Origin of the sequence: Pseudoflavonifractor gallinarum (genome assembly GCF_014982855.1) — a bacterium.
Classification (GTDB): Bacteria; Bacillota; Clostridia; order Oscillospirales; family Oscillospiraceae; genus Pseudoflavonifractor_A; species Pseudoflavonifractor_A gallinarum.
Genome location: NZ_JADCKF010000007.1, coordinates 155,145 through 176,510, shown reverse-complemented (window position 1 = coordinate 176,510; position 21,366 = coordinate 155,145). Strand labels below are relative to the sequence as shown.

Below are 21,366 nucleotides of genomic sequence, written 5' to 3'. Positions count from 1 at the left end.
TGCCGGACGCAGAGGCCATACAGCCACCGCGCCCGGTGTTTTCATATACTCGCTTATGTACCTTTTTTTCGGGTATTTAACAACATAATCACTACACCGCAAATAACAAGGGCACAACACAAGATAAACAACCATGTAATGTTATGCAGTTTCAAAAATGCTGTAAATCCTGTTGCTACGATTGCTCTCACTTCCCCTTGTGGCGGATCGTAAATTACCGCAGGATATACTGAACTTAAGATGCCAATAATCAACAACCCGATTGCTCCAAGTCCAGATATAATTCCTGCTACGATTATATGAAAATGATTTTTCTTTTTTGCTGTCTTTTGCGGTGCGGCTTGAGAGGGAAAGGGCTTTATGCTTGTTTCTTCCGCTTCATTATTCATAAGATAATCCAATGAACAATCAAAAAAACGACTAATCTTAATGACATTATCCATATCGGGAATAGCACCCATTTCCCATTTTGAAATCGCTTGTCTTGACACGTTTAACTTTTCAGCCAACTGTTCTTGTGAAAGCCCATTTACTTTACGAAGCCGTTGAAGTTTCTCACTAAACGTCATATATGAAATACCTCCTTGTTCGCTTTACCTGTAAATAATTGTACTTAAAATTGCAGCTTATTTCAACCGTCCGATATAGTCATTTCCGCAATTATGCGTGGCATTTCGCTACTACTGTATATTTTGTTGTAAAATCTATTTATTCTATTATGGAAAACAGACGGTCAGTGTCCTTAGGGTTGAACTACCTATATAAATATCGGAGGTGTTGACAATGAAACGATCCCTTGCTTATATCACCGCTGCGTGGCGCGGTGATCCTGCGGTGGATATGGAGCAGGCGGCGCATTACTGCCGTGTGGTCTACGATGCGGGCTATTCCCCCATCTGCCCCATGCTCTATCTGCCGCTGTTCCTCAATGACGCGGTGCCGGAGGAGCACAAGAACGGCATCGACATGGGCCGCGATCTGCTCCGGCGCTCCCGTGTGCTGGTGGTATGCGGCCATTCCGTGACCGAGGCCATGAAAAATGATATTGCCGTGGCCCAGCGCCTGGGGATCACCGCGACTACCCTTGAGGGCATCCTGACCGTCAAGGGCCAGGGGCGGTGCTGATGGCGTCCCTGTTTGAAGCCTACATCACCAACCTGGGAAAGTACAACGAGGGTGAGCTGGTTGGCGAAACGCTGAAATTCCCCACAACTACCGAAGAAGTACAGGCCCTTTTGAAGCGAATTGGTGTGGACGGGGTACGTTATGAGGAATTTTTCATAACCAGCTTTGACGGTGATGTGCTGGGGCTCTACGACTATCTCACGGAATATGAAAACCTGGACGAGCTCAATCATCTGGCCTGCCTGCTCTCCGAGCTGGATCAGGGCGAACTGGAGAAATTTGAGGCCGTCATTGATAGCGGCGAACATACGTCCAGCGTGGCCGATCTCATCAATTTGGCGCAAAACCTGGATTGCTACGAGTTTTATCCTGGTGTCGAGGACGATGAAACCCTGGGCCGCATCTATGTGGAGGACATGGAGGCCATTGACGTGCCGGAACACCTGCTGAATTATTTTGACTATGAGGCATACGGGCGGGATATTCGGCTTGAAGAGGACGGCCACTTTGCCCCTGGAGGCTATGTTTTGAACAACGGCGGTCAATTCATCGAGCACTACCACGGGATCGAGGACATTCCCGACGAGCACAAAGTTTTTGCCTTTCCCCAGCTCACGGTGCGGGAACAAATGGCAGCCTACAAAGAAATTATTGACGGTTCCTCCCTGGAGGGCTATCGGAAGATTGCCGCAAAGGAACACGAGGAACGATAACGGCACTTCTGGACGTTTTGTCCAGAGGTGCTTTTTTCATGGAAAGACCTGCTAATAAAAGTCAAGTAGAAATTTCAGATTTTTTAGGGAGGCAAAAAGGCAACACAAAATCAAGCCGCTGAGCATCTCAAAATTAAAACGGCGGCCAGCCAGATGGTATAGCACAAGAAAATCAGTCGTGTTCCAGGGAATCCAAGTAGGATTTCACAGAAGCGTAGTAGATACGCAGGAACTTATTTGCGGAGGCCATCATGTAGACACGGTAGGGCTTGCCTTCGGAGCGTTTCTTGTTCATGAACTGGTAGACCGGCTCATTCATTGGAGCATGCTGTAGGATGACACTCATCACCAGAAAGAGCGTTCTGCGCAGCGAAGCAGATCCGCGTTTGGAAATGCTGCGGCTACGGACATCCATTTGGCCGGATTGGTAGGGTGGGGCGTCAATGCCCGCAAAGGCCACCAGCGCTTTCTTGGAATGAAAACGGCGCACATCGCCAATTTCAGCCATGAGTTGAGGGCCGAGAGTAGGGCCAACACCAAACATCTCCATCACCACAGGATACTCCGGCAGAGAAGCCGCCAGGGACTGCATCTCCTGTCTGAGAGCAGCTAATGCGGGAGAAGTTGCCCGGAGTTGGGAAATAGCCTGTTCCACCAAAAGTTTTGCCGTATCCGTTTTGGGCATGACACCGAAGTGCCCACGGGCGGCGGCATAAATGTCCAGCGCCTTGCCTTCACTGAAATTGTAGCCGTACTTCTTGCACCACTTCTGGTATTTGGCGGCAAAGGCCTTCTCAGACAGGTCACAAACGCACTCGCGATGCCAAAAAGTAGCTACAAAGTCTATCCACTTCTCGCGGCCATCGTCGCGGGGCGGACTGGTGAACAGGCGGTTTGCATCTGGAAAAGTAGTGTCCAGCAGGGAGATCAGGTTATTCTTCAGCATGGTCTGTACTTTTGAATACTGCTGGTATTGCCGGTAGCAAGCCTTCAACATGAGACGAGTGTCCTCTTCCGGGACATATCTCGGCAGCGTGAGCCAGTGGTCAAGGCCGTAGTTGGCCAGCTTTATAGCGTCCTTCTTGTCGGTCTTGGCCCGTCTTAAACTGTTGTTCCCATAGTCGTGTACCAACATTGCATTGACTACGGAAACATAAAGCCCCGCGTCGTGGAGCAGCCAAGCCACCGGCGCGTGGTAATTACCCGTGGATTCCATCACCACACGGGTCTCGCCGTCCAAGCTTTTGAGTAGCCCTGCCAGCTCGCTCAGTTCATTGGCGGTATGACGTACTTCAAAAGGTGAAACCACCACTTCTCCGAAAGGCCGCATGACGGCGATCATGCTTTTCCCTTTGGAAACATCGATGCCAACGCAGTTCATCCATATTCCTCCAATACAAAGAATCTGCAACCGGAGTCCATCTTTTCTCGCTGCCGATTCAATCTATTGGGTGACGCGAACTCTCCGGCATCCGGTGGCTCAACCTGCTTAAATCGAACGCTACAACAAGAGGATGGCTAACAGTCTTTCCAACGGACATAGAAGCCCAAGGAGGGATAGGTCAGCCAGTTGCTCCTCTCATTGTAGCTTAGGCACGAGATGGAGGGAAAGCCGGACTGGCTGCCCGGCTTTCCTGTCCAAATTTATTGTAATAGGAGGGATACGGCTGATTGACGAGGACGTTTCCAGACGTACCATAGCAGTTTCGATCAAGGCGACAAAGCTCACGGGCCGGGTGCTGGCCCAGGCGTGTCTGGCGGTGGGCCGGAAGATCAAGAAAATGTACCGGGCCCGCCAGACACCCCACGGAAAACAGACGGTGCGCCAGCTCATGGGCCACGGAGCCACCACAAACAGCATCGAGGTGGAGTCCCCAAAGGATTTTGACCGGGTGGCCCGGCGCTGGAATGTGGACTATGCCTTTTATAAGACCGGGCCGGACAAATACCTGTTGTTTTTCAAGAGCGGGCAGGCCGACGCCATCACCGCTTGCTTTTCGGAATATTCCCGGCGCGTGTTGAAGTGTTCCAAGTCCCAGCGTGTTCCCATCCGGGAACAGCTCAAACGGGCTGCCGCTGAACTGGCCCGCCAGCCGTCCCACAAGAAAGAGCGTGCAAGGGAGGCGGTACATGAGGACAGATAGCGTCAAAAAGTATGTGATACCCAATATCCCGTATCTGTTTATTCTGTGGGCCTGCCTAAAGCTGGGAACGGCCTACCGCCTGGCCCCTGGAGCAGACTTTGCTCACAGGCTCATGGGCCTGGGGCAGAGCATCGGCCCGGCCTTTGCCGACTTTGCGCCGGGGCTGGCCCCCTTTGACTGGCTCATCGGCATTGTGGGCGCGGTGGGCTTCCGCCTGCTGATCTATATGAAAAGCAAGAACGCAAAGAAATTCCGGCGGGATGAAGAATATGGGTCGGCCCGCTGGGGCACCGAAAAAGACATCAAGCCCTTTGTCGATCCGAAGTTTGAGAACAACGTCATTTTGACAAAGACGGAGTTTCTCACCATGAACACCCGGCCCAAAAACCCGGCCAACGCCCGCAACCTCAACTCTTGTATTATCGGCTCATCCGGGTCGGGCAAAACCCGCTTCTGGCTCACGCCCCAGCTACTCCAGGCGCACAGCTCCTATGTGTGCGTCGATCCAAAAGGCGGGGTGCTCTCCCAGGTGGGTACTTTCCTGCAACGCCGGGGATATAAGGTCAAAGTGTTCAACAGCATAGATTTTTCAAAATCCATGCACTACAATCCGCTGTCCTACATCCACAATGAGGCGGACATCCTTAAATTTGTGGACACTCTCATAGCAAACACAAAGGGCGAGGGCAAGGAGGGCGATCCGTTCTGGACAAAGGCAGAAACGCTCCTTTATTGTGCGTTGATTGCCTATATCATCTTTGAAGCTCCTGCCGAGGATCGGAACATCAATACCCTGGTGGACATGATTTCCGGCATGGACGTGAAAGAGGATGACGAGTCCTATATGAACGCGGTGGACTATATGTTCAAGGGCCTGGAAAAGCGCAAGCCGGATTGCTTTGCCGTGAAGCAGTACAAAAAATATAAGCTGGCCAGCGGCAAGACCGCGAAAAGCATTTTGATTTCCTGCGGCTCCCGGCTGGCCCCCTTTGACATCCCCCAGCTCCGGGAGATTATGAGCTATGACGAGCTGGAGCTTGACCGCATCGGGGATCGGAAAACGGCAGTTTTCTTCACGATTTCCGACACAACCCCGACTTATAACTTCATTGTGGCCCTGGCCTTTTCGCAGATGTTCAATCTTCTGTGTGAACGGGCGGACAATGTTCACGGGGGCCGCCTGCCCCATCATGTGCGGGTGCTGTGGGACGAGGCGGCGAACACGGGGCAGGTGCCCTCGCTGGAGAAACTTGTCGCTGTTATTCGTTCCCGCGAGGTAAGTCTGTGCCTGTTCTATCAGCAGTACGCGCAGTGCAAGGCCATTTACAAAGACAACGCGGAAACGATCTTAGGCAACATGGACAGCGTGATCTTCCTGGGCGGGCGGGAAAGCTCCACCATCAAGGAAATTTCCGAGAACTGGCTGGGAAAGGCCACCATCTCCATGCAGACCGAGGGCCGCTCCCGTGGGCAGTCGGAAAGCTACAACCAGAACACCCAGCGGCTGGGCCGGGAGCTGATGACCCCCAGCGAGTTGGCTACCATGCCGGGCGACAAGTGCATTTTGCAGTTGCGGGGTCTGCCCCCGTTCTTTTCGTCCAAATATGATTTGAAACAGCACCCGAACTACAAGTACACGGCTGAGGCCGATAAAAAGAAAAACGCCTTTGACCTGGATAAGCTCATCAACCGCCGCAGGCGGCCTGGGCTTAACGAGGCTTGTGAGGTGTACGAGGTAGACGTATCCGAAGCGGGGCCCGTAAGTGAGGACGAGGACATCCTCAACTACGACGACGTGGACGATCCGGATGCCTATGTATAAATCACTTCTGGACAAAGTGTCCAGAGGTCGCAACCTGCCGCCCAAACGGGCGGCTTTTTTCATGGCCGGGACAATCCCGGAGAAATGGAGGATATATGGAATTTTTTGCTTCTGCTATCACGACTTTGCAGACTCTCGTTGTTGCGCTGGGCGCTGGCCTGGGCGTGTGGGGCGTTGTCAACCTGCTGGAGGGCTACGGATCGGACAACCCTGGCTCCAAAAGCCAGGGTATGAAGCAGCTCATGGCGGGCGGCGGCATCATCCTGCTGGGCACCACCCTGATCCCTCTGCTGAGCGGCTTGTTCTAAGGTAACGGCCTATGGATTTTCTCACCGACTGGCTCACGGACTGGCTCAAAGAGCTGTTGATTGGCGGGATCATGGGGAACCTGGAGGGGCTCTTTGATTACGTCAATACCCAAGTCGGAGAGATCGCGGTACAGGTGGGGACTACCCCGGCGGCGTGGAACGCCGGGGTATTTTCCCTCATCCGCCAGCTTTCCGAAACGGTGATTTTACCGATTGCCGGGCTGGTACTGACCTTTGTTGCCACCTATGAGCTCATTCAGATGCTTTTGGAAAAGAACAATATGCACGAGTTTGACGTGGCGAATATCTATAAATGGATATTCAAAACCGCTTGTGCCATCTTCATTCTCTCAAACACCTTTAACATTGTGATGGCCGTCTTTGACGTGTCGCAGACGGTGATCGCCCAGGCGGGCGGTCTGATCCAGGGCTCCACGGACATCACGCCGGATATGATGACGGAGCTGGAAACCACCCTGGAGGGGATGGATTTAGGGCCGCTTTTGGGCCTGTGGCTCCAGTCCTCTATTATTGGCGTTACCATGTGGGCGCTGGGCATCGTCATTTTTGTGTTGGTGTATGGCAGAATGTTGGAAATTTATTTGCTTACCAGTTTGGCCCCCATCCCTATGGCAACGATCTCCCACCGGGAGGTGGGACAGATCGGGCAGAACTATCTGCGCTCCCTGTTTGCAGTGGGTTTCCAGGGGATGCTCATTCTGGTGTGTGTTGCGATTTATGCGGTGCTGATCCAGGGAATTGCCACGGGCGGAGATCCCATTGGGGCGATTTGGGGCACCGTGGGCTATACGGTTTTGCTCTGCTTCATGCTGTTCAAAACCGGGACGATTGCGCGAAGTATCTTTAGCGCACATTGAGAAAGGGGTGTTATATGCCGAGAAGATATGGGCCTGATGGGTCGCGCCTGTGGAACGGGAAAGCGCCGGAGGACTTCAACCAGGCCGATGTTTACCGCTTTATGGCGGAAACGGAGGCTGTTTTGCAAAAGCGGGAATTGCTGGGCGGCAGGGATGACGCAAAGACGATTGCCCAGCAGTTAGCCGAGGGGCGGGCGCAGGCCGCCCGTGAAAACGCCGCCCGCCCCGCCCCGGCAAAGGGCAAGGAGGCCAGGGATGACCGATAAGGGCACCTCTGGACAAAGTGTCCAGAAGTCCCCGGAGCTCCCGGAGGGCCTGTTCCTTATGGATGGCATCGAGGGCCTGCGCTCCCTGCCCCGTCATTCTGTGGATATGCTCTTGACCGATCCGCCTTACGGCACCACCCGGAACTTTTGGGATGTGCCCCTGCCGCTCCCGGAGCTGTGGGAGGCGGTCAAGTGGGCAGTTAAGCCGGACGGCGCTGTACTGTTCTTTGCACAATGCCCCTATGACAAGGTGCTGGGGGCATCCAACCTGTCCATGCTTCGCTATGAGTGGGTATGGTACAAAAGCCGCTGCACAGGCTTTCTCAACGCCCGCCGCGCTCCGCTGAAAAAGACGGAGAATATTTTGGTGTTCTATCAGAAGCTCCCGCTTTACAATCCGCAGTTTGAGCAGGGCAAGCCATACAAAAAAATTGCGGGTAATAACGGGAACAGCACCAACTACGGAAAATTCACCCGTTCCGGCAGCGGATCGGAGGACGGCCTGCGCTTTCCCGGAAACGTGCTGACCTTTCCAGCCGTCCAACGCACCGTCCACCCCACGCAGAAGCCGGTGGCCCTGTGCGAGTATTTCATCAAAACCTATACCCGGCCCGGCGAGGTGGTGGCGGACATCTGCGCGGGCTCTGCCACAACAGCGGTTGCCGCCCTCAACACGGGCCGCCGCTTCATCTGTTTTGAAACCGTCCCCGCCTACTACGCCGCCGCCACAGAGCGCATCCGTCTGGCGCGGGCAGCGTTGGAGGCCGGGGAGAAAGGAGTGTAACTATCGGACAGTATTCTGTGATCTATGCCGATCCCCCCTGGCGCTACACGCAAAAGGGCTTGCAGGGTGCGGCGGAGAAGCATTACCCCACAATGGGGATTGACGAGTTATGCACGCTCCCGGTGGCTGATCTGGCGGCCCCGGACAGCGTGCTTTTTTTGTGGGCTACGTTCCCCCAGCTCCCGGAGGCCCTGCGGCTAATCAAGGCGTGGGGCTTCACCTACAAGAGCGTTGCTTTCGTCTGGTTGAAGAAAAACCGAAAGTCCGAGAGCTGGTTTTATGGCTTAGGCTTTTGGACGAGAGGCAACGCGGAGGTTTGCCTGCTGGCGACACGGGGACACCCGAAACGGCAGGCGGCAAACGTCCATCAATTCATTATTGCCCCGATCCAGGAGCACAGCCGAAAGCCGGACGAGGCCCGTGATAAGATTGTGGCCCTCATGGGCGACGTGCCCAGGGTGGAGCTGTTCGCCCGGCAGTCCCCGCCCGGCTGGGATGTATGGGGGAACGAGGTGGAAAGCACCGTCCCGGACTTCTGGACAAAGTGTCCAGAGGTGGGCGCGAAAGGAGGTTGATCCATGCCCTATGTGAATGTTCCCAACGACTTATCCAAAATCAAGACCAAACTGGCCTTTAACCTGACGAAACGCCAGCTTGTGTGTTTCGGGATCGCAGCGGCGGTTGGTATCCCGTCCTATCTGCTGGCCCGGAGCGCCATCGGCAACACGGGAGCCATGTTCCTGATGATGGCGGTGGCGCTCCCGGCGTTCCTGCTGGCGATGTACGAAAAAGACGGGCTCCCCTTTGAAAAGGTGGTGCGGAACGTCCTGCGGGCCCGTTTCCTGCGGCCTGGGGTGAGGCCCTACCAGACGGAAAATATCTATGCCCCGTTTACCCAGCGGGGCGCTGTGAGAAAGGAGGATGCGATTGCAAAAAGCAAAAAGCCCAAAGCGCGGCCCCGGAAAGGCCGCTAACCGGAAAGCTGCGTTGTCTGCCCAGCAGACGATCCCTTACCTGGTGATGCACCCGGACGGGGTGTGCCAGCTCCCCGGTGGGCTCTACACGAAAACCGTGGAATATGAGGACATCAATTATTCCGTGGCTTCTACCGAGGATCAGACGGCGATTTTCGGTGGGTGGAGCTCGTTCCTTAATTACTTTGACAGCTCCCTGCCGTTCCAGCTCTCCTTTATCAACCGCCGCTCCCGTTCCCGGAGCAAGTACAAGGTCAATATCCCCCCGGCACAGGATGACTATGACAGCATCCGGGCCGAGTTCACCAGTATGCTGAAAAATCAGATTGCCAAAAGCAACAACGGCATCGAGCGGTCTAAATACATCACGTTTGGCCTGCCCGCCGAGGGGATCGCGGAGGCCCGTCCCCGTCTGGAACGGGTGGAGGCCGACGTGACTGGCAATCTGAAACGGCTGGGCGTTCCCTCTGCTCCGATGGACGGGCAGGAACGGCTGGCGCTGCTTCACAGTCAGATGCACCCCGGCAGCCGGGAGCCGTTCCGCTTCTCCTGGCAGGACATTCCCCGGACGGGCATGGGAACAAAGGACTTTATTGCCCCGGACAGCTTCGACTTCCGGCAATCCCGGACATTCCGCATCGGTCAGTATTGGGGCGCTGCATCCTACTTGCAGATTTTGGCGTCCGAGCTCTCTGACAAACTCCTGGCGGAAATTCTGGATCTGGATGCGGAAATGACCGTTACCATGCACATTCAGACAGTGGATCAGCTCAAAGCCATTAAGACCATCAAGGGAAAGCTCTCCGACATTGGCAAAATGAAAGTGGAGGAACAGCGCAAGGCGGTGCGGGCCGGGTACGATCCCGACATTCTGCCCCCTGACCTGATCACGTTCAGCAAGGACGCGGCGGAGCTTCTGGCTGACCTGCAGTCCCGAAACGAGCGGATGTTCCTGCTCACGTTCACGGTGGTAAACCTTGCCCCCACCCGGCAGCGGCTGGAAAACGATGTGTTTACCGTGGGCGGCATCGCGCAGAAATATAACTGCGCCTTGAAGCGGCTGGACTGGCAGCAGGAGCAGGCGTTTGTGTCCTCGCTGGCCCTGGGCTATAACGAGGTGGAAATCCAGCGGGGCATGACAACCAGTTCCACGGCCATCTTCATTCCCTTTATGACCAGGGAGCTCCGTATGGTCGGGCCGTCCCTCTACTACGGCATGAACGCCCTTTCCCATAACGTCATCATGGCTGACCGCAAAAAGCTGAAATCGGCCAACGGCCTGTATCTTGGCTCAACCGGATCGGGAAAATCCTTTGCCGCAAAGCGTGAGATCATCAACGTGTTTCTCACTATCCCAAAGGATCGCATTATCATTGTCGATCCGATGGGCGAATATGCCCCGCTGGTGCGGCGGCTGGGCGGCCAGGTGGTGGAGATCGCCCCCGGCTCTCCCAGCCATATCAACCCTATGGACATCCAGCTTGACCTGGACGATGACGAAAGCCCGCTTTCCATGAAAGCGGATTTTTTGTTGTCCCTGTGTGAGCTGGTGGTGGGCGGCAAGGACGGCTTGCAGCCCATCGAAAAAACCGTGATTGACCGCTGTGTGCGGCTGATCTACCGGGATATGGCCCTGGGGATCGGGGACGGCAAGCCGCCCTTGCTCCAGGACTTGTACGAGGAGCTTTTGAAGCAGCCGGAGCCGGAGGCCCGCCGTGTGGCAACCGCCCTGGAGCTCTACTGCACCGGCTCCCTTAACCTGTTCAACCACCAGACCAACGTAAAGCTCACGTCCCATATCGTGTGCATCGTTCTCAAAGGGCTGGGAGAAAACCTCCGCAAGATCGCCATGCACGTTACCAACGACTTTGTAACTTCGGCGGTCAATGTGAATTTCCACAACGGCGTTTCTACCTGGTGCTATTTTGACGAGTTTCATATCCTGCTCCGGGACGCGCTTACCGCCAGCTACTTTGTGGCCGTGTGGAAGATGCTGAGAAAGAAAGGCTGTGTCCCCTCGGCCCTGACGCAGAACGTCAAAGACCTTTTGGCCAGCCGGGAGATTGAGGCCATTCTGGACAACACGGATTTTATGATCCTGCTGTCCCAGGCCCAAAGTGACCGGGCTATTCTGGCAAAGCAGCTCGGCATTTCGGAGCACCAGCTCTCCTACATCACCCACAGCAATTCCGGCGAGGGCCTGCTGTTCTATGGGGATGTGACGATTCCCTTTGTGGATCGGTTCCCCCGTGGAGAAATCTATAACCTGCTGACTACCCGTCCGGAGGATTTGAAGAATGAAGCGAAAACCGAATAAGCCCAAACAGGAGCCCAGGGAGCGCCCCGGCTCCTGGGAGAGCGCCGCCGATCCTGGCGGCTCCCCAGGCGGTGCCGGGGCTGCGGACAACGGCACTTCTGGACAAAGTGTCCACAAGTCAAAGTTCCGGCAGAAAAGCAAACAGGAGCAGGCCGCCGCGTCCAAGCTCCGCATGGAGGAGCGCGGGGAAAAGCTGGAACGGACAAAGGATAAGCTGGCAAAACAGAAGCCGCCCAAAAAGCCCGGCCCGGTGCGGCGGATAGGCCGGGCCGCTGGCGGGGCCGCCCACGGTTTTGTGCATGGCAAGATTTATGAGAATGAACAGGAAAACGTGGGGATCGAGGGGGCCCACCGCTCCGAGCTGGTGGGCGAGTCCGGCCTGCGGCATGGCAAGCGGTTTGTGCAAAAGAAAATCCGGCAGCACCCGGCAAAGGCTGTCCAGCGGGCCGAGTCCAAATATGTCAAGGCCACGGCGGACTATCATTTCCGCATGGCCGCCCAGGAGCACCCGGAAATGTCCGGCAACCCTGTTTCCCGGATGTGGCGCAAGCACCGCTTGAAAAAGCAGTATCAAAAGAGGGCGCGGGAGGCGGCAAAGACGGGCGCGGCAAGCGCGGCCAAAAAGACCGCCGCCGCCACGGAAAAGGCCGGGGCGAAGATCGCGGGCTTTGTGAAGCGGCATCCCGTGGGGGTGCTGCTGGCCCTGGCCTGTGTGCTCCTGCTCTTTATGATGCAGTCCTGTTCTTCTTCCCTGGTGATGCTGGGAAATTCCGGCGCGGGGGCCGTGGGCGCTACCACCTACCCATCGGAGGACGGGGAGATCCTGGCGGCAGAGGCGGCCTATTCCGGTATGGAAGCAGAACTGCAAAATTACCTGGACACCTATACCGCCACCCACAGCTATGACGAATACCATTTTGACCTGGACCAGATCGAGCACGATCCCTATGTGCTGATCTCTATCCTCTGTGTGCTCCATGAGGGGGAATGGACGGCGGACGAGGTGCAGGGCACCCTGGAAAACCTCTTTGACCGCCAGTATATCCTGACGGAGCGCGTGGTGCGGGAAACCCGGTATGACAGCGACGGCGATCCCTACTCCTGGTACATCTGTTATGTCACGCTGGAAAACAAAAACCTTTCCCATCTGCCCCTGGAAATGATGGGCGAGGAACAGATGGCCCGCTATTCCCTCTATATGTCCACCCTGGGGAACAGGCCCGATCTGTTCCCGGAGTCAGCCTATGTGGGGAAATACATCACAAACCCGCCCGCTGACTATGACGTACCGGAGGAATATCTGGACGATGAAACCTTTGCGGCCATTTTGGGCGAGGCGGAGAAATACCTGGGCTATCCCTATGTGTGGGGCGGCAGCTCTCCGGCCACGTCCTTTGACTGCTCCGGCTTTGTGTCCTGGGTGATCAATCACTCCGGCTGGAATGTGGGCCGCCTGGGAGCCCAGGGGCTCTATAACATCTGCACCCCCACCAGCGCACCCCGCCCAGGCGATCTGGTGTTCTTTGTCGGCACCTATGACACGGCGGGCGTGTCCCATTGTGGCATCTATGTGGGGGACGGGATGATGATCCATTGTGGCGATCCCATCCAATATGCAAACCTGAATACAAGCTACTGGCAATCTCATTTCTACGCCTACGGGCGTTTACCCTGACAAGGAGGTACTCTATGGCGGCAAGCAAAAGCCAAAAAATCCAGGCCGAGATTGATAAGGTCAAGGCCAAAATCAGCGAACAGCAGACCCGGCTGAAAGAACTGGAGCAAAAGCACCGGGAGGCGGAAAACGAGGAGATCGTGGACATCGTGCGGGGTATGAGCGTTTCCCTGGAGGAGCTGCCCTTGGTGCTCCAACGGCTCCGGGACGGCGGCACCTCTGGACAAAGTGTCCAGAAGTCCGAGGATGGCGGAAAGGAGGAAAATTGAAGATGAAACGCTTTCGGGTGATGGCGGCGGCGCTCTGCGCCGTCGTTCTTTTATGCGGCTTTAGTGTCCCGGCGTATGCCTATGCGGACGGCGGCGAGGGCGCGGACTACGGAGATCCCACCATGACGGAGGAAGCTCCCGCCCCGGAGCCCACCATTGAGCCCGGCGAGGGCTTTTCCGAAGATGGCAGCCTTGTGACCCGCGATCTGCTCTATGACGAGCACACCAACAAGCAGTTTATTACCGTCCAGACCAGCGGCGGCAACACGTTCTATATCGTCATCGACTATGACAAGCCCGTGGACGAAGAGGGCGAACAGTACGAAACCTACTTTTTCAGCGTTGTGGATGAGGCCGATCTGCTTGCTGCGGCGGAGGCCGCTGGCGTGGAACAAGCGGTGTGCTCCTGCTCTGAAAAATGCGAGGCGGGGGCCGTCAATACGGATTGTGCCGTCTGCTCCGTCAATATGAGCAAGTGCGTGGGTGTTGAGCCGGAGCCGGAGCCCACGGAAACCGAGGAGCCCGCCCCGGAGGAGGCCGAGCCGGAAACGGGCGGCAACATGGGAATGCTCCTGGCGGTGCTGGCTGTGGCCCTGATGGGCGGCGGTGCGGCGTTCTATTTCAAGGTGCTGCGTCCCAAACAGCAGAAAGCCGCCGCGCCCCAGGAGGACTACGGCGACGAGCTCACGGACTATGACGGGCCGGACGGCTACGGGGACGAGGACGATGACGGCCCGCCCTGGGACGAGGAGGACGATGACAGAGAGGAGGCGGACAAATGAGGTTTACCAACAGCCCCTATGAAAAGATGATGCAGCAGAAGCCCCGCCCCCAGGCTCCGGCCCCGGCAAAGCCGCCCAGGGGCTCCCGGTGCTCCGGGTGTCCCTACTGGCGCGGGATCGGCTGCGTGTCCTGCTACCGGGAGCTTATGCGGGCCCCGGCTGGCGGGAGGTGACGGCTTGGCCCGTGAACTGACACGCGAGGAAAAACGGGCGATCCGCGCCCTGGTGACAAAATGGTGTGCCAACTATGACCGGGAGTGCGGCTGCCTGCCCCTGGACTGTGAGTGCTATATGCTGGGGAAATGCTGGACGGGGGCGCTGTGCCGCTACTTTCGGGAGGCGGTGCTGCCCCTTGATCCGGCGCTGGAGGCCGCCCTCTTGACCGAGGGGCCCAGGCCGGATTTTAAGATTTGCCCTATCTGCGGCGGGCCCGTTGCCCCGGATCGGCGGCAGGCTTACTGCTCGGCGGCCTGTGCAAAGAAAGCTCACCGCCGACAACAGCGGGAATATATGCGGAAAAGACGGGGCAGGGGCGTTGACAATTAGGCCCTCGAAACCCGCTGATTACAAGGCTTTCCGGGGCCGCTTTTGGGGTGGGCCGAGTGTTTCTACGGCCTGCCCCTGTTTGGCCCCGATGCTGTCAACATCAAGGAGGTGTTATTCTGGAAGAAAATCAAGGCTATGTGATCCGCCGCACGATCCTGTTTGATAACAAATGCGGCTTTGTGCTGGGCGAAAACCCCAAGGCCCCTAACCCCTATGTGACATGGCAATTCAACGAGCAGGACGGACACCGGGACTTCTTTTGGGGCCACTACCACAACGAGCCGGACATGGCGGAACGGGATTTGCACAACCGGGCCGAGGACTATCAGCGGCGCTATCATGTGTTTGAAGTAGAGCAGGCCCCGGACAAGGAAACCTACAAATACTACTCCACCCAGCGGCCTATTGACATCGGCACTTACCCGAACAGCTACTTTAACCGCCCTGTCCACATGGATTTGTACTTTACCCTCCAGCAAGTGATGGGCGAGGCGTTTCAGGCGTGGGGAGCCATCATCTATGCCCATCCCCTGACAGAGCAGGAAATGCAGAATTATGAGCTCCGGCCCTCCCGTGAAAATCTGGACATCCGGCGGCAGATAGATGCCCAGGCCCAGGTGGTGGGGAAATGGGAGGATGCCCACCATGTCCCGGATCAGAAGCGGCTGACATGGTTTTACCCTGACTTCGGCAGTTATGTGGTGAAAGAATACATCACCCCGGAGCAACTGGCCGTTCGCGTCCGCAGCATTGAACGCCAGGAAGCGGCGCGGGCTCACAAGGAGGCCAAACACCAGCCCCCGATTGCGGAACAACTGAAAGCGGCGCAAAAGGAGGCCCAGGAACACCGGGCCCTGGACGGGCCAAAAAAGAAAGCCCCTGACCGGGGCGACAGATAGGAGGACTGTTTATGGAAAAGAAGCGTGAAGAGGATTTTGCCAACCAGGAGGCCCTGCGGCTCTCCGGGGTATTCAATACGCCGATCCCCGCCCAGCCCCCGGAACGGGAAAAGGCGCTGGACAAGGTAAAGGAGCCGCCCCGCGTCTGCCGGAGCCTGGAACGGGAGGAGCGGTGACAAAGAAACGCCGCCGCCCCATCCATCTCCATGTGATGGTGTCCGAGGAGGAGCAGGCGCTGATCCGGGAGCGTATGGCCGAGGCGGGCATCCGAAACATGGGGGCCTATATGCGGAAAATGGCCCTCAATGGGTATGTGCTCCATGTTGACCTGTCACCTGTCCAGGAGCTGGTGTCGCTCCAGCGGCGGTGCTCCAACAATCTAAACCAGGTGGCGATCCAGGCGAATACCTACGGCGGCATTTACCCGGAGGAGATCAAAGCTCTGCAACGGGACTATGAAAAGCTGTGGCGGCCCCTTTCCGATCTGCTGGAAAAGCTCTCCGCCATCGTGCGGCTCTGACCTGCCGGGGAGCGGTTTTGCCGTTCCCCGGCTATCTCGACTTCTGGACATTTTGTCCAGAGGTGGGGATAGCCGAGGCATCCTTGTTGGCCCCCTCCTGCGGAGTTATAATATACATATAGAGGCAAACAACGAACTTTTTGTAGGAGGTATGAACGATGCGGACAATCTTAAAAATCATCGCGGCTCCCTTTGTCCTGGCCCTGATCCTCATTGTGGCTGTGCTTACGTTCCTGTCCTGCGTGGCGGGAGCGGTGTGCATTGTGGCCTGTGTGGGCCTGTCCTTACTGGCGATCCTCTGCCTGCTGGCCGGGCAGACAGTAGGCTGCATCGCCATGTTTGTGCTGGCGTTCCTGGTTTCCCCCTTTGGGCTCCCGGCCCTGGGCGGCTGGCTGGTGGAGCGCCTGTATGGTGTGAAGTATGCGGCGATGGACTTTATGGTAAGCTGATACTTCTGGACAAAGTGTCCAGAGGTTCCGGGCGGCGGGTGACATAGACCGCCGCCCGCTTTTTCTGCTGGGAAAGGAGGTGCGGCTATCGCTACAACTTACATCCGGCCCTACAAGGTAGCGGCGGGAAAAACGGCTGTCCAGACAATGGAGGATCGGTTTGCCTACGGGCTCAATCCGAAAAAGATAGGAGCTGTGTCTGCCTACCTCTGCGATCCGGCATCGGCCCCCGCTGAGTTTCTCCTGACAAAGAGCCAGTACCAGGCGGAAACGGGCCGGGCCGTAGAGCGCGGGGCCCTGTTCTTTCAGATCCGGCAGGCGTTTCCTCCCGGTGAGGTCACGCCGGAGGAGGCCAACAAAATCGGCTATGAAACGGCCATGCGCTGGACAAAGGGCAAGTACCAGTTTTTCGTTTGTACCCACATCGACAAGGGCCACATTCATAATCACATTTATTACAACTCCACGGCCCAGGACTGCTCCCGGAAGTTTCATAACTTCATCGGCTCCAGCTTTGCGGTGCGGCGGCTCTCTGACCGGGTGTGCATTGAGCATGAGCTGTCTGTTATCCAAAATCCGAAACAGCACAGCAAGGGCCGCTTTCTCCATTATGGCCAGTGGATTGGAGAAAAGCCGCCCACCGCACAACAGAGGGTGCGGCTGGCCATCGTGGAGGCCCTGGGGAAAAAGCCCGCCGACTTCCCGGTGTTCCTGCGGCTCATGGAGGAGTCCGGCTTTGCGGTGAAGCATGGGCGGGGCGGCGTGATCTCGTTCCTGGCTCCTGGGCAGGATAAGTACACCCGCCTGCGGGCATCCACCCTGGGCCCCGGTTTCGATCCGGATGACATCCGGGCGGTAATTGCCGGGGAGCGTCCCATCCCGGAGCTCCCAAAAGACGGCCCGGCTCCGCCCCGGCGGGTCAATCTGATTATCGACATTAGGGAGCGCATGGCCCAGGGCAAGGGCCCGGCCTATGAACGGTGGGCCAAAGTCTATAACATAAAGCAGATGGCCGCCGCGCTCCTGTATCTCCGGGAGCATGGACTTTCCGATTACGAGGCTCTTGCGACAAGCACCGAGGCGGCGGTGGATCTGGCTCACAAGCTGGCCGGGGAGCTGCGGGACACGGAGGCCGCCCTTTCCAAAACCTCCGAGCTCATGGGCGCGGTGGTGCAGTATGCAAAGACGCGGCCTGTGTTTGACGGCTACAAGGCGGCCCGGTATAGCAGAAAATATCTGGCCCAGCATGAGGCGGAGCTGGCAGACTACCGGGCGGCAAAGACGGCTATGAGTGAGCTTTTGGGCGGGGCAAAGCTCCCCAAAATGGACACGCTGAAAAAGCAGCACCGGGAGCTCTCTGAAAAGAAAAAGGCCCTCTATGCGGAATACCGCAAGGCCCAGGCGGATATGCGGCAGGCCGTGGCAGTCAAGGCAAATATCGATCACCTGCTCGGCCACGCGGACGAGCAAAAAAATAAGGCCCAGGAGCGTTAGCTTCGGGCCGCCAACAACAGGCACTTGCGCCGGGACTTCTGGACAAAGTGTCCAGAAGTTCAGCGGGTTTGGGGAGCTCCCCAACAAGCATTTTCACGGGCCTGCGGCCTGTGAAAATTTCGGAGTGTGGCCACACCCGAATTGCTTGCCAAAACGCGCACCCCCGCAACATGGCATGAAAAAACGGAGGCGCGTGCTTCTCTTACGCATCCTCCGTTTCACGGGCTTTTTGCAGTCCCTCTGCTGTGTATTTCATTACGGTTAACTCTTTTTCGTCCATCGAATTGAGCATGACATCTATCTGTTTGCGGCAGGTGCTCTCTCCGTTGCGCTTGTCTGGGAAAAAGAATTGATCCACGGAAATCTCCAGCAGGGTGACAAGCTGGTAAAAAACATTGAGGCTTGGTTTCTGGCCCCGGTTCTCCATATACATGATGGAGCGCGGGGTGCGATCCACAAGCTGGGCCAGGTATTCCTGCGTCCAGCCCTTTTCCTCCCGTTTGCGTTTAATCTCACGGCCCAGGGCGTGAAAGTCAAGATGTTTGTCGTATTGGTACATTCTCATATCACCCTATATTATTTTACATTTCAGGTTTTTGCATGAGAACGAAATACAATTTTATGTGTAGTAGTATTTAATTTCACCACGCAACATTGATCGACACAGATAATGGAGATATAATGTTTTTGGGTAATTTCATATACACTCCACAAGTTAAGGGTAGACTACACAAGGAGGTGTTTTTATGGCAACGATAATGATTGTGGAAGATGATAGACAAACAAATGACGCAGTTTCCGAATATCTCAAATCTTTTGGGCACCGAATGCTTTCGGCCTATGACGGTGATGAAGCATTACAGCTTTTCGAGTGCAGTAGTATTGATCTGATTATTTTGGATATTATGATTCCTCAAAAGACGGGACTTGCTGTGTTGCATACGATTAGACAAAAAAGCTCTGTGCCAATCCTCATGCTCACCGCAATCGGTGATGAATATACTCAAGTTACAAGTTTCGATGAACAGGCTGATGACTACATTACAAAACCTTTTTCAATGGTTCTTCTTGGGCGGCGAGTTACTGCCCTCCTACGGCGAAGCGGGCAAACAGTTTCACCTGATATTATGACTTTTGGGGATGTAACAGTTGATTTCTCTGGATACACAGCTAAAGGCCCCGAGGGGAAAATTGACATTACCCCAAAAGAAATTGATTTGCTAAAGCTCCTGGTTGAACACAAAGGTTTAGTGCTTACTCGATCTCAAATGCTGGATAGTCTATGGGGGGCCGATTACCCTATTATTGATCGTACCATTGATACATACATTAAGAACTTACGCAAAAAACTTCGCCTTGATTGTATTGTTACGGTGAAAGGGATCGGGTATAAATTTGAGGTAGAAACATGAAAAAGTTAAAGCTCTTTCCCAAAATATTTATTTATACCTTGGCGCTATTATTACTCATAACAATGCTTGCCAGCGGAACGATTTATCTTCTCGCCCCGATGATGGGAGAAAATTCGGTCTTATCAGAGGGAACTTATGTCGATGGGATGTCATCAGCAATTAAGACTGCTGCCATTCCAAGAAATACAGAAATAGCCCACACAATATTGCGCTCATTACCCTATACCGTAGTAATTTGTATTGTAGTTTCACTTTTATGTGCCTACTTTTTCTCAAAAGCAATAACAAATCCCATCAAGGGTATTTTAGATGCAACTAATCACATGGCTGTTTTGGATCGCAAAGCAGCGTGTAAGACTGCAACCAATGACGAGATTGGAATATTAGCCAATCAAATCAACCAACTATATCAAAATTTATTGAGCACGATTGAACATCTGCAAGAGGAAAAAGATAAGGTTAGTGAAGCCGAAAAGCAAAAAATTGACTTTCTACGTTCGGCATCCCATGAGCTAAAAACTCCGGTTACAGCATTGAATGCCATGTTGGAAAATATGATCTTAAAGGTTGGTAAATACAGCGATTATGAAGAATATCTGCCACTGTGCAAAGAACGAACAGAACAACTCAGTAAAATGATTTCAGAGGTATTGGACGCATCCAAACTTGGCACAACGGCGGCGGAGGAACCGCAAGCATTAGCCGTAGACTGCTATTTATCAGAGTTGTGTAAACAATATCGCTTGATTGCTCAGGCAAATGGAATTTCCTTTCAAGAGGCTTTCCCTGAAACCTTTACAATTACCTTGCCCCCAAAAACATTTGCAAGAGCATTTTCAAATATTCTCTCCAATGCTGTTGCTTATACCTTGCCTGGTCACTCTATTTTTGTCCGCATTGATGGCCGTAAATTGATAGTCGAAAATGAATGTGAGCCAATTTCAGCAGAGCATCTAAAACATATATTTGAACCATTTTATCGCCCCGACTATGCCCGCAACCAGAATGATGGTGGTAATGGTCTTGGGTTATACATAGTGGCCTCGATTTTAGATACTTTGAAACTTTCCTACTCATTGGAACCCATGCAAAAACCATTGGGAATGCGGTTTACCATTACTTTTTGATGATCCTGATGCCATCCCTTTGCTATGCGAAAATAAAATATACTTCCATATTGGTTTCATATATGCTCCATACACAGATGGTAGATTATCATTGCACAGAAGAATATGTGCAATCACCAATTATGGAGGTAATACTATGAAAATACCGCTGAAAAAAAGTATGGTTATAGCCATATCACTTGTTCTGCTTACCTGCCTGATGTTATCCGCGTGTACTGCAAACGTCACTTCCGCACCAGAAATACCGCGTAATTCGGGAGAGGATCAAGCTGCTCCTATGAACACCAGCACCCAGGTTTCATCTGATGTGATAGCTGATGAAACCTGCTTGCCAGGAGGCCCATCCGATACCCAACTGGAGTATTGGGAAATTGATGAATTTGAAGATTGGATGGAGCAGCAGCGTGACCAAATTCAAAAGCTGGCGGACAATAAGGACAAATCCTTCTATTACAAAGATGACAACGGCAGCTATGTGTGTCGCGAATGGACACAGGAAGATGTAGATAGTCTGTATGAAAGCTGGCAGGATCAGCTTGCGCTTATGAAAGAGGGGTATCATTTTACTAAATCTATGGAATTATCCAACGGTGGTATCATTTCTGGCGCTTTTGACCCCGAAACGTGGAACGCTGAACCAGCGTCTGCTCCCGGATCGACAATCATTACTTTACCTGACGGTTCGACAGTTGATTTGGGCCATTTTGATACTGCAGACGCTGCTACTAAAGCTGTGCAGGAATACTTGGAGCAGCAAGTTTCATCGGGAAATATATCACAGGAAGAAGCGGACGATTTGCTCAACAATGGTTCCGCCGAATAATAAGTTTCTCACTTGGGCCGGTTCTCTCAGCGAGAACCG

Annotated in this window: 27 protein-coding genes; 24 read left to right on the top strand and 3 right to left on the bottom strand. The window is 54.6% G+C overall.

Going from position 1 to position 21,366, the window contains the following annotated elements; all coding sequences use genetic code 11:
* Positions 1–53: 53 nt before the first annotated feature.
* Positions 54–569 (bottom strand): helix-turn-helix domain-containing protein, encoded by a 516-nt coding sequence (locus INF37_RS09330; protein ID WP_006574186.1) that lies wholly within the window; start codon positions 567–569, stop codon positions 54–56.
* A 214-nt stretch (positions 570–783) separates the two neighbouring features.
* Between INF37_RS09330 and INF37_RS09325 the strand changes: the two genes are divergently transcribed.
* Positions 784–1,125 carry a DUF7768 domain-containing protein gene (locus tag INF37_RS09325; protein ID WP_050618702.1) on the top strand — a complete coding sequence of 114 codons (342 nt, stop codon included), beginning with the start codon at positions 784–786 and terminating at the stop codon, positions 1,123–1,125.
* On the top strand, positions 1,125–1,838 hold the full coding sequence (locus tag INF37_RS09320; RefSeq protein WP_006573261.1) for an antirestriction protein ArdA: 714 nt from the start codon (positions 1,125–1,127) through the stop codon (positions 1,836–1,838). The genes INF37_RS09325 and INF37_RS09320 overlap by 1 nt, the downstream gene beginning before the upstream one ends.
* A gap of 172 nt (positions 1,839–2,010) precedes the next feature.
* On the opposite strand, the gene INF37_RS09315 is transcribed toward INF37_RS09320, so the two are convergent.
* On the bottom strand, positions 2,011–3,219 hold the full coding sequence (locus INF37_RS09315) for an IS110 family RNA-guided transposase (protein ID WP_193537879.1): 1,209 nt from the start codon (positions 3,217–3,219) through the stop codon (positions 2,011–2,013).
* Between the two features lie 253 nt (positions 3,220–3,472).
* Here INF37_RS09315 and INF37_RS09310 point away from each other — a divergent pair, with 253 nt between their 5' ends.
* The 19 genes from INF37_RS09310 to INF37_RS09220 all read left to right on the top strand — a co-directional run bounded on the left by INF37_RS09310 (position 3,473) and on the right by INF37_RS09220 (position 17,965).
* Complete coding sequence (locus INF37_RS09310) at positions 3,473–3,982, top strand: PcfB family protein (protein ID WP_456239156.1); 510 nt, start codon at positions 3,473–3,475, stop codon at positions 3,980–3,982.
* Positions 3,969–5,804: a VirD4-like conjugal transfer protein, CD1115 family gene (locus INF37_RS09305; RefSeq protein ID WP_193537877.1), complete on the top strand. Its 1,836-nt coding sequence runs from the start codon at positions 3,969–3,971 to the stop codon at positions 5,802–5,804. The genes INF37_RS09310 and INF37_RS09305 overlap by 14 nt, the downstream gene beginning before the upstream one ends.
* A gap of 95 nt (positions 5,805–5,899) precedes the next feature.
* Positions 5,900–6,112, top strand: a complete 213-nt coding sequence (locus INF37_RS09300) for a Maff2 family mobile element protein (protein ID WP_055152389.1) — start codon at positions 5,900–5,902, stop codon at positions 6,110–6,112.
* A gap of 11 nt (positions 6,113–6,123) precedes the next feature.
* On the top strand, positions 6,124–6,990 hold the full coding sequence (locus INF37_RS09295; RefSeq protein ID WP_193537875.1) for a VirB6/TrbL-like conjugal transfer protein, CD1112 family: 867 nt from the start codon (positions 6,124–6,126) through the stop codon (positions 6,988–6,990).
* A gap of 14 nt (positions 6,991–7,004) precedes the next feature.
* On the top strand, positions 7,005–7,256 hold the full coding sequence (locus INF37_RS09290; RefSeq protein WP_193537872.1) for a hypothetical protein: 252 nt from the start codon (positions 7,005–7,007) through the stop codon (positions 7,254–7,256).
* A complete protein-coding gene (locus INF37_RS09285) occupies positions 7,246–8,040 on the top strand; it encodes a DNA-methyltransferase (protein ID WP_087271439.1) in 795 nt (264 codons plus the stop codon). Before INF37_RS09290 ends, INF37_RS09285 begins: the two co-directional genes overlap by 11 nt.
* Before the next feature lie 17 nt (positions 8,041–8,057).
* Positions 8,058–8,615, top strand: a complete 558-nt coding sequence (locus INF37_RS09280; RefSeq protein WP_193537870.1) for an MT-A70 family methyltransferase — start codon at positions 8,058–8,060, stop codon at positions 8,613–8,615.
* A gap of 3 nt (positions 8,616–8,618) precedes the next feature.
* On the top strand, positions 8,619–9,014 hold the full coding sequence (locus INF37_RS09275) for a PrgI family protein (protein WP_006575047.1): 396 nt from the start codon (positions 8,619–8,621) through the stop codon (positions 9,012–9,014).
* Entirely contained in the window at positions 8,962–11,331 is a 2,370-nt protein-coding gene (locus tag INF37_RS09270) for a VirB4-like conjugal transfer ATPase, CD1110 family (protein WP_408004148.1), read from the top strand. Before INF37_RS09275 ends, INF37_RS09270 begins: the two co-directional genes overlap by 53 nt.
* Positions 11,312–13,006, top strand: coding sequence for a C40 family peptidase (locus INF37_RS09265; protein WP_193537866.1), 1,695 nt, complete (start codon positions 11,312–11,314; stop codon positions 13,004–13,006). The genes INF37_RS09270 and INF37_RS09265 overlap by 20 nt, the downstream gene beginning before the upstream one ends.
* A gap of 14 nt (positions 13,007–13,020) precedes the next feature.
* Positions 13,021–13,275: a DUF4315 family protein gene (locus INF37_RS09260; RefSeq protein ID WP_193537864.1), complete on the top strand. Its 255-nt coding sequence runs from the start codon at positions 13,021–13,023 to the stop codon at positions 13,273–13,275.
* A 2-nt stretch (positions 13,276–13,277) separates the two neighbouring features.
* Entirely contained in the window at positions 13,278–14,057 is a 780-nt protein-coding gene (locus INF37_RS09255; RefSeq protein WP_193537862.1) for a DUF4366 domain-containing protein, read from the top strand.
* The gene (locus INF37_RS09250; RefSeq protein ID WP_007491259.1) at positions 14,054–14,230 is read left to right on the top strand and encodes a hypothetical protein; all 177 of its coding nucleotides are present in this window, start codon (positions 14,054–14,056) and stop codon (positions 14,228–14,230) included. Before INF37_RS09255 ends, INF37_RS09250 begins: the two co-directional genes overlap by 4 nt.
* A 4-nt stretch (positions 14,231–14,234) precedes the next feature.
* A complete protein-coding gene (locus INF37_RS09245) occupies positions 14,235–14,603 on the top strand; it encodes a cysteine-rich VLP domain-containing protein (protein WP_193537861.1) in 369 nt (122 codons plus the stop codon).
* Between the two features lie 137 nt (positions 14,604–14,740).
* Positions 14,741–15,502, top strand: a complete 762-nt coding sequence (locus INF37_RS09240) for a defense against restriction DarA-related protein (RefSeq protein ID WP_193537859.1) — start codon at positions 14,741–14,743, stop codon at positions 15,500–15,502.
* 11 nt (positions 15,503–15,513) lie between these two features.
* Positions 15,514–15,678, top strand: a complete 165-nt coding sequence (locus INF37_RS09235; RefSeq protein ID WP_168125090.1) for a hypothetical protein — start codon at positions 15,514–15,516, stop codon at positions 15,676–15,678.
* A complete protein-coding gene (locus INF37_RS09230; protein WP_055152369.1) occupies positions 15,675–16,022 on the top strand; it encodes a plasmid mobilization protein in 348 nt (115 codons plus the stop codon). Before INF37_RS09235 ends, INF37_RS09230 begins: the two co-directional genes overlap by 4 nt.
* Positions 16,023–16,180: 158 nt before the next feature.
* On the top strand, positions 16,181–16,471 hold the full coding sequence (locus tag INF37_RS09225; protein ID WP_193537857.1) for a CD1845 family protein: 291 nt from the start codon (positions 16,181–16,183) through the stop codon (positions 16,469–16,471).
* A gap of 147 nt (positions 16,472–16,618) precedes the next feature.
* A complete protein-coding gene (locus INF37_RS09220) occupies positions 16,619–17,965 on the top strand; it encodes a relaxase/mobilization nuclease domain-containing protein (RefSeq protein WP_193537855.1) in 1,347 nt (448 codons plus the stop codon).
* Between the two features lie 202 nt (positions 17,966–18,167).
* Here INF37_RS09220 and INF37_RS09215 read toward each other — a convergent pair whose 3' ends face one another.
* Positions 18,168–18,530: a helix-turn-helix domain-containing protein gene (locus tag INF37_RS09215; RefSeq protein WP_456239155.1), complete on the bottom strand. Its 363-nt coding sequence runs from the start codon at positions 18,528–18,530 to the stop codon at positions 18,168–18,170.
* Between the two features lie 181 nt (positions 18,531–18,711).
* Here INF37_RS09215 and INF37_RS09210 point away from each other — a divergent pair, with 181 nt between their 5' ends.
* From INF37_RS09210 to INF37_RS09200, 3 genes are all read left to right on the top strand, one after another.
* A complete protein-coding gene (locus tag INF37_RS09210) occupies positions 18,712–19,377 on the top strand; it encodes a response regulator transcription factor (protein WP_193537851.1) in 666 nt (221 codons plus the stop codon).
* Positions 19,374–20,504, top strand: coding sequence for a sensor histidine kinase (locus INF37_RS09205; protein ID WP_193537849.1), 1,131 nt, complete (start codon positions 19,374–19,376; stop codon positions 20,502–20,504). The genes INF37_RS09210 and INF37_RS09205 overlap by 4 nt, the downstream gene beginning before the upstream one ends.
* 136 nt (positions 20,505–20,640) lie before the next feature.
* Positions 20,641–21,327, top strand: a complete 687-nt coding sequence (locus INF37_RS09200) for a hypothetical protein (RefSeq protein ID WP_193537847.1) — start codon at positions 20,641–20,643, stop codon at positions 21,325–21,327.
* Positions 21,328–21,366 lie beyond the last annotated feature (39 nt).

Coding starts and splice junctions, on each gene's coding strand:
- INF37_RS09330 (WP_006574186.1), bottom strand. CDS start 569: ATGACGTTTAGTGAGAAACTTCAACGGCTTCGTAAAGTAAATGGGCTT.
- INF37_RS09200 (WP_193537847.1), top strand. CDS start 20,641: ATGAAAATACCGCTGAAAAAAAGTATGGTTATAGCCATATCACTTGTT.
- INF37_RS09235 (WP_168125090.1), top strand. CDS start 15,514: ATGGAAAAGAAGCGTGAAGAGGATTTTGCCAACCAGGAGGCCCTGCGG.
- INF37_RS09275 (WP_006575047.1), top strand. CDS start 8,619: ATGCCCTATGTGAATGTTCCCAACGACTTATCCAAAATCAAGACCAAA.
- INF37_RS09250 (WP_007491259.1), top strand. CDS start 14,054: ATGAGGTTTACCAACAGCCCCTATGAAAAGATGATGCAGCAGAAGCCC.
- INF37_RS09220 (WP_193537855.1), top strand. CDS start 16,619: ATGGAGGATCGGTTTGCCTACGGGCTCAATCCGAAAAAGATAGGAGCT.
- INF37_RS09205 (WP_193537849.1), top strand. CDS start 19,374: ATGAAAAAGTTAAAGCTCTTTCCCAAAATATTTATTTATACCTTGGCG.
- INF37_RS09320 (WP_006573261.1), top strand. CDS start 1,125: ATGGCGTCCCTGTTTGAAGCCTACATCACCAACCTGGGAAAGTACAAC.
- INF37_RS09305 (WP_193537877.1), top strand. CDS start 3,969: ATGAGGACAGATAGCGTCAAAAAGTATGTGATACCCAATATCCCGTAT.
- INF37_RS09215 (WP_456239155.1), bottom strand. CDS start 18,530: ATGAGAATGTACCAATACGACAAACATCTTGACTTTCACGCCCTGGGC.
- INF37_RS09290 (WP_193537872.1), top strand. CDS start 7,005: ATGCCGAGAAGATATGGGCCTGATGGGTCGCGCCTGTGGAACGGGAAA.
- INF37_RS09300 (WP_055152389.1), top strand. CDS start 5,900: ATGGAATTTTTTGCTTCTGCTATCACGACTTTGCAGACTCTCGTTGTT.
- INF37_RS09225 (WP_193537857.1), top strand. CDS start 16,181: ATGCGGACAATCTTAAAAATCATCGCGGCTCCCTTTGTCCTGGCCCTG.
- INF37_RS09210 (WP_193537851.1), top strand. CDS start 18,712: ATGGCAACGATAATGATTGTGGAAGATGATAGACAAACAAATGACGCA.
- INF37_RS09325 (WP_050618702.1), top strand. CDS start 784: ATGAAACGATCCCTTGCTTATATCACCGCTGCGTGGCGCGGTGATCCT.
- INF37_RS09315 (WP_193537879.1), bottom strand. CDS start 3,219: ATGAACTGCGTTGGCATCGATGTTTCCAAAGGGAAAAGCATGATCGCC.
- INF37_RS09295 (WP_193537875.1), top strand. CDS start 6,124: ATGGATTTTCTCACCGACTGGCTCACGGACTGGCTCAAAGAGCTGTTG.
- INF37_RS09260 (WP_193537864.1), top strand. CDS start 13,021: ATGGCGGCAAGCAAAAGCCAAAAAATCCAGGCCGAGATTGATAAGGTC.
- INF37_RS09265 (WP_193537866.1), top strand. CDS start 11,312: ATGAAGCGAAAACCGAATAAGCCCAAACAGGAGCCCAGGGAGCGCCCC.
- INF37_RS09255 (WP_193537862.1), top strand. CDS start 13,278: ATGAAACGCTTTCGGGTGATGGCGGCGGCGCTCTGCGCCGTCGTTCTT.
- INF37_RS09270 (WP_408004148.1), top strand. CDS start 8,962: ATGCGATTGCAAAAAGCAAAAAGCCCAAAGCGCGGCCCCGGAAAGGCC.
- INF37_RS09285 (WP_087271439.1), top strand. CDS start 7,246: ATGACCGATAAGGGCACCTCTGGACAAAGTGTCCAGAAGTCCCCGGAG.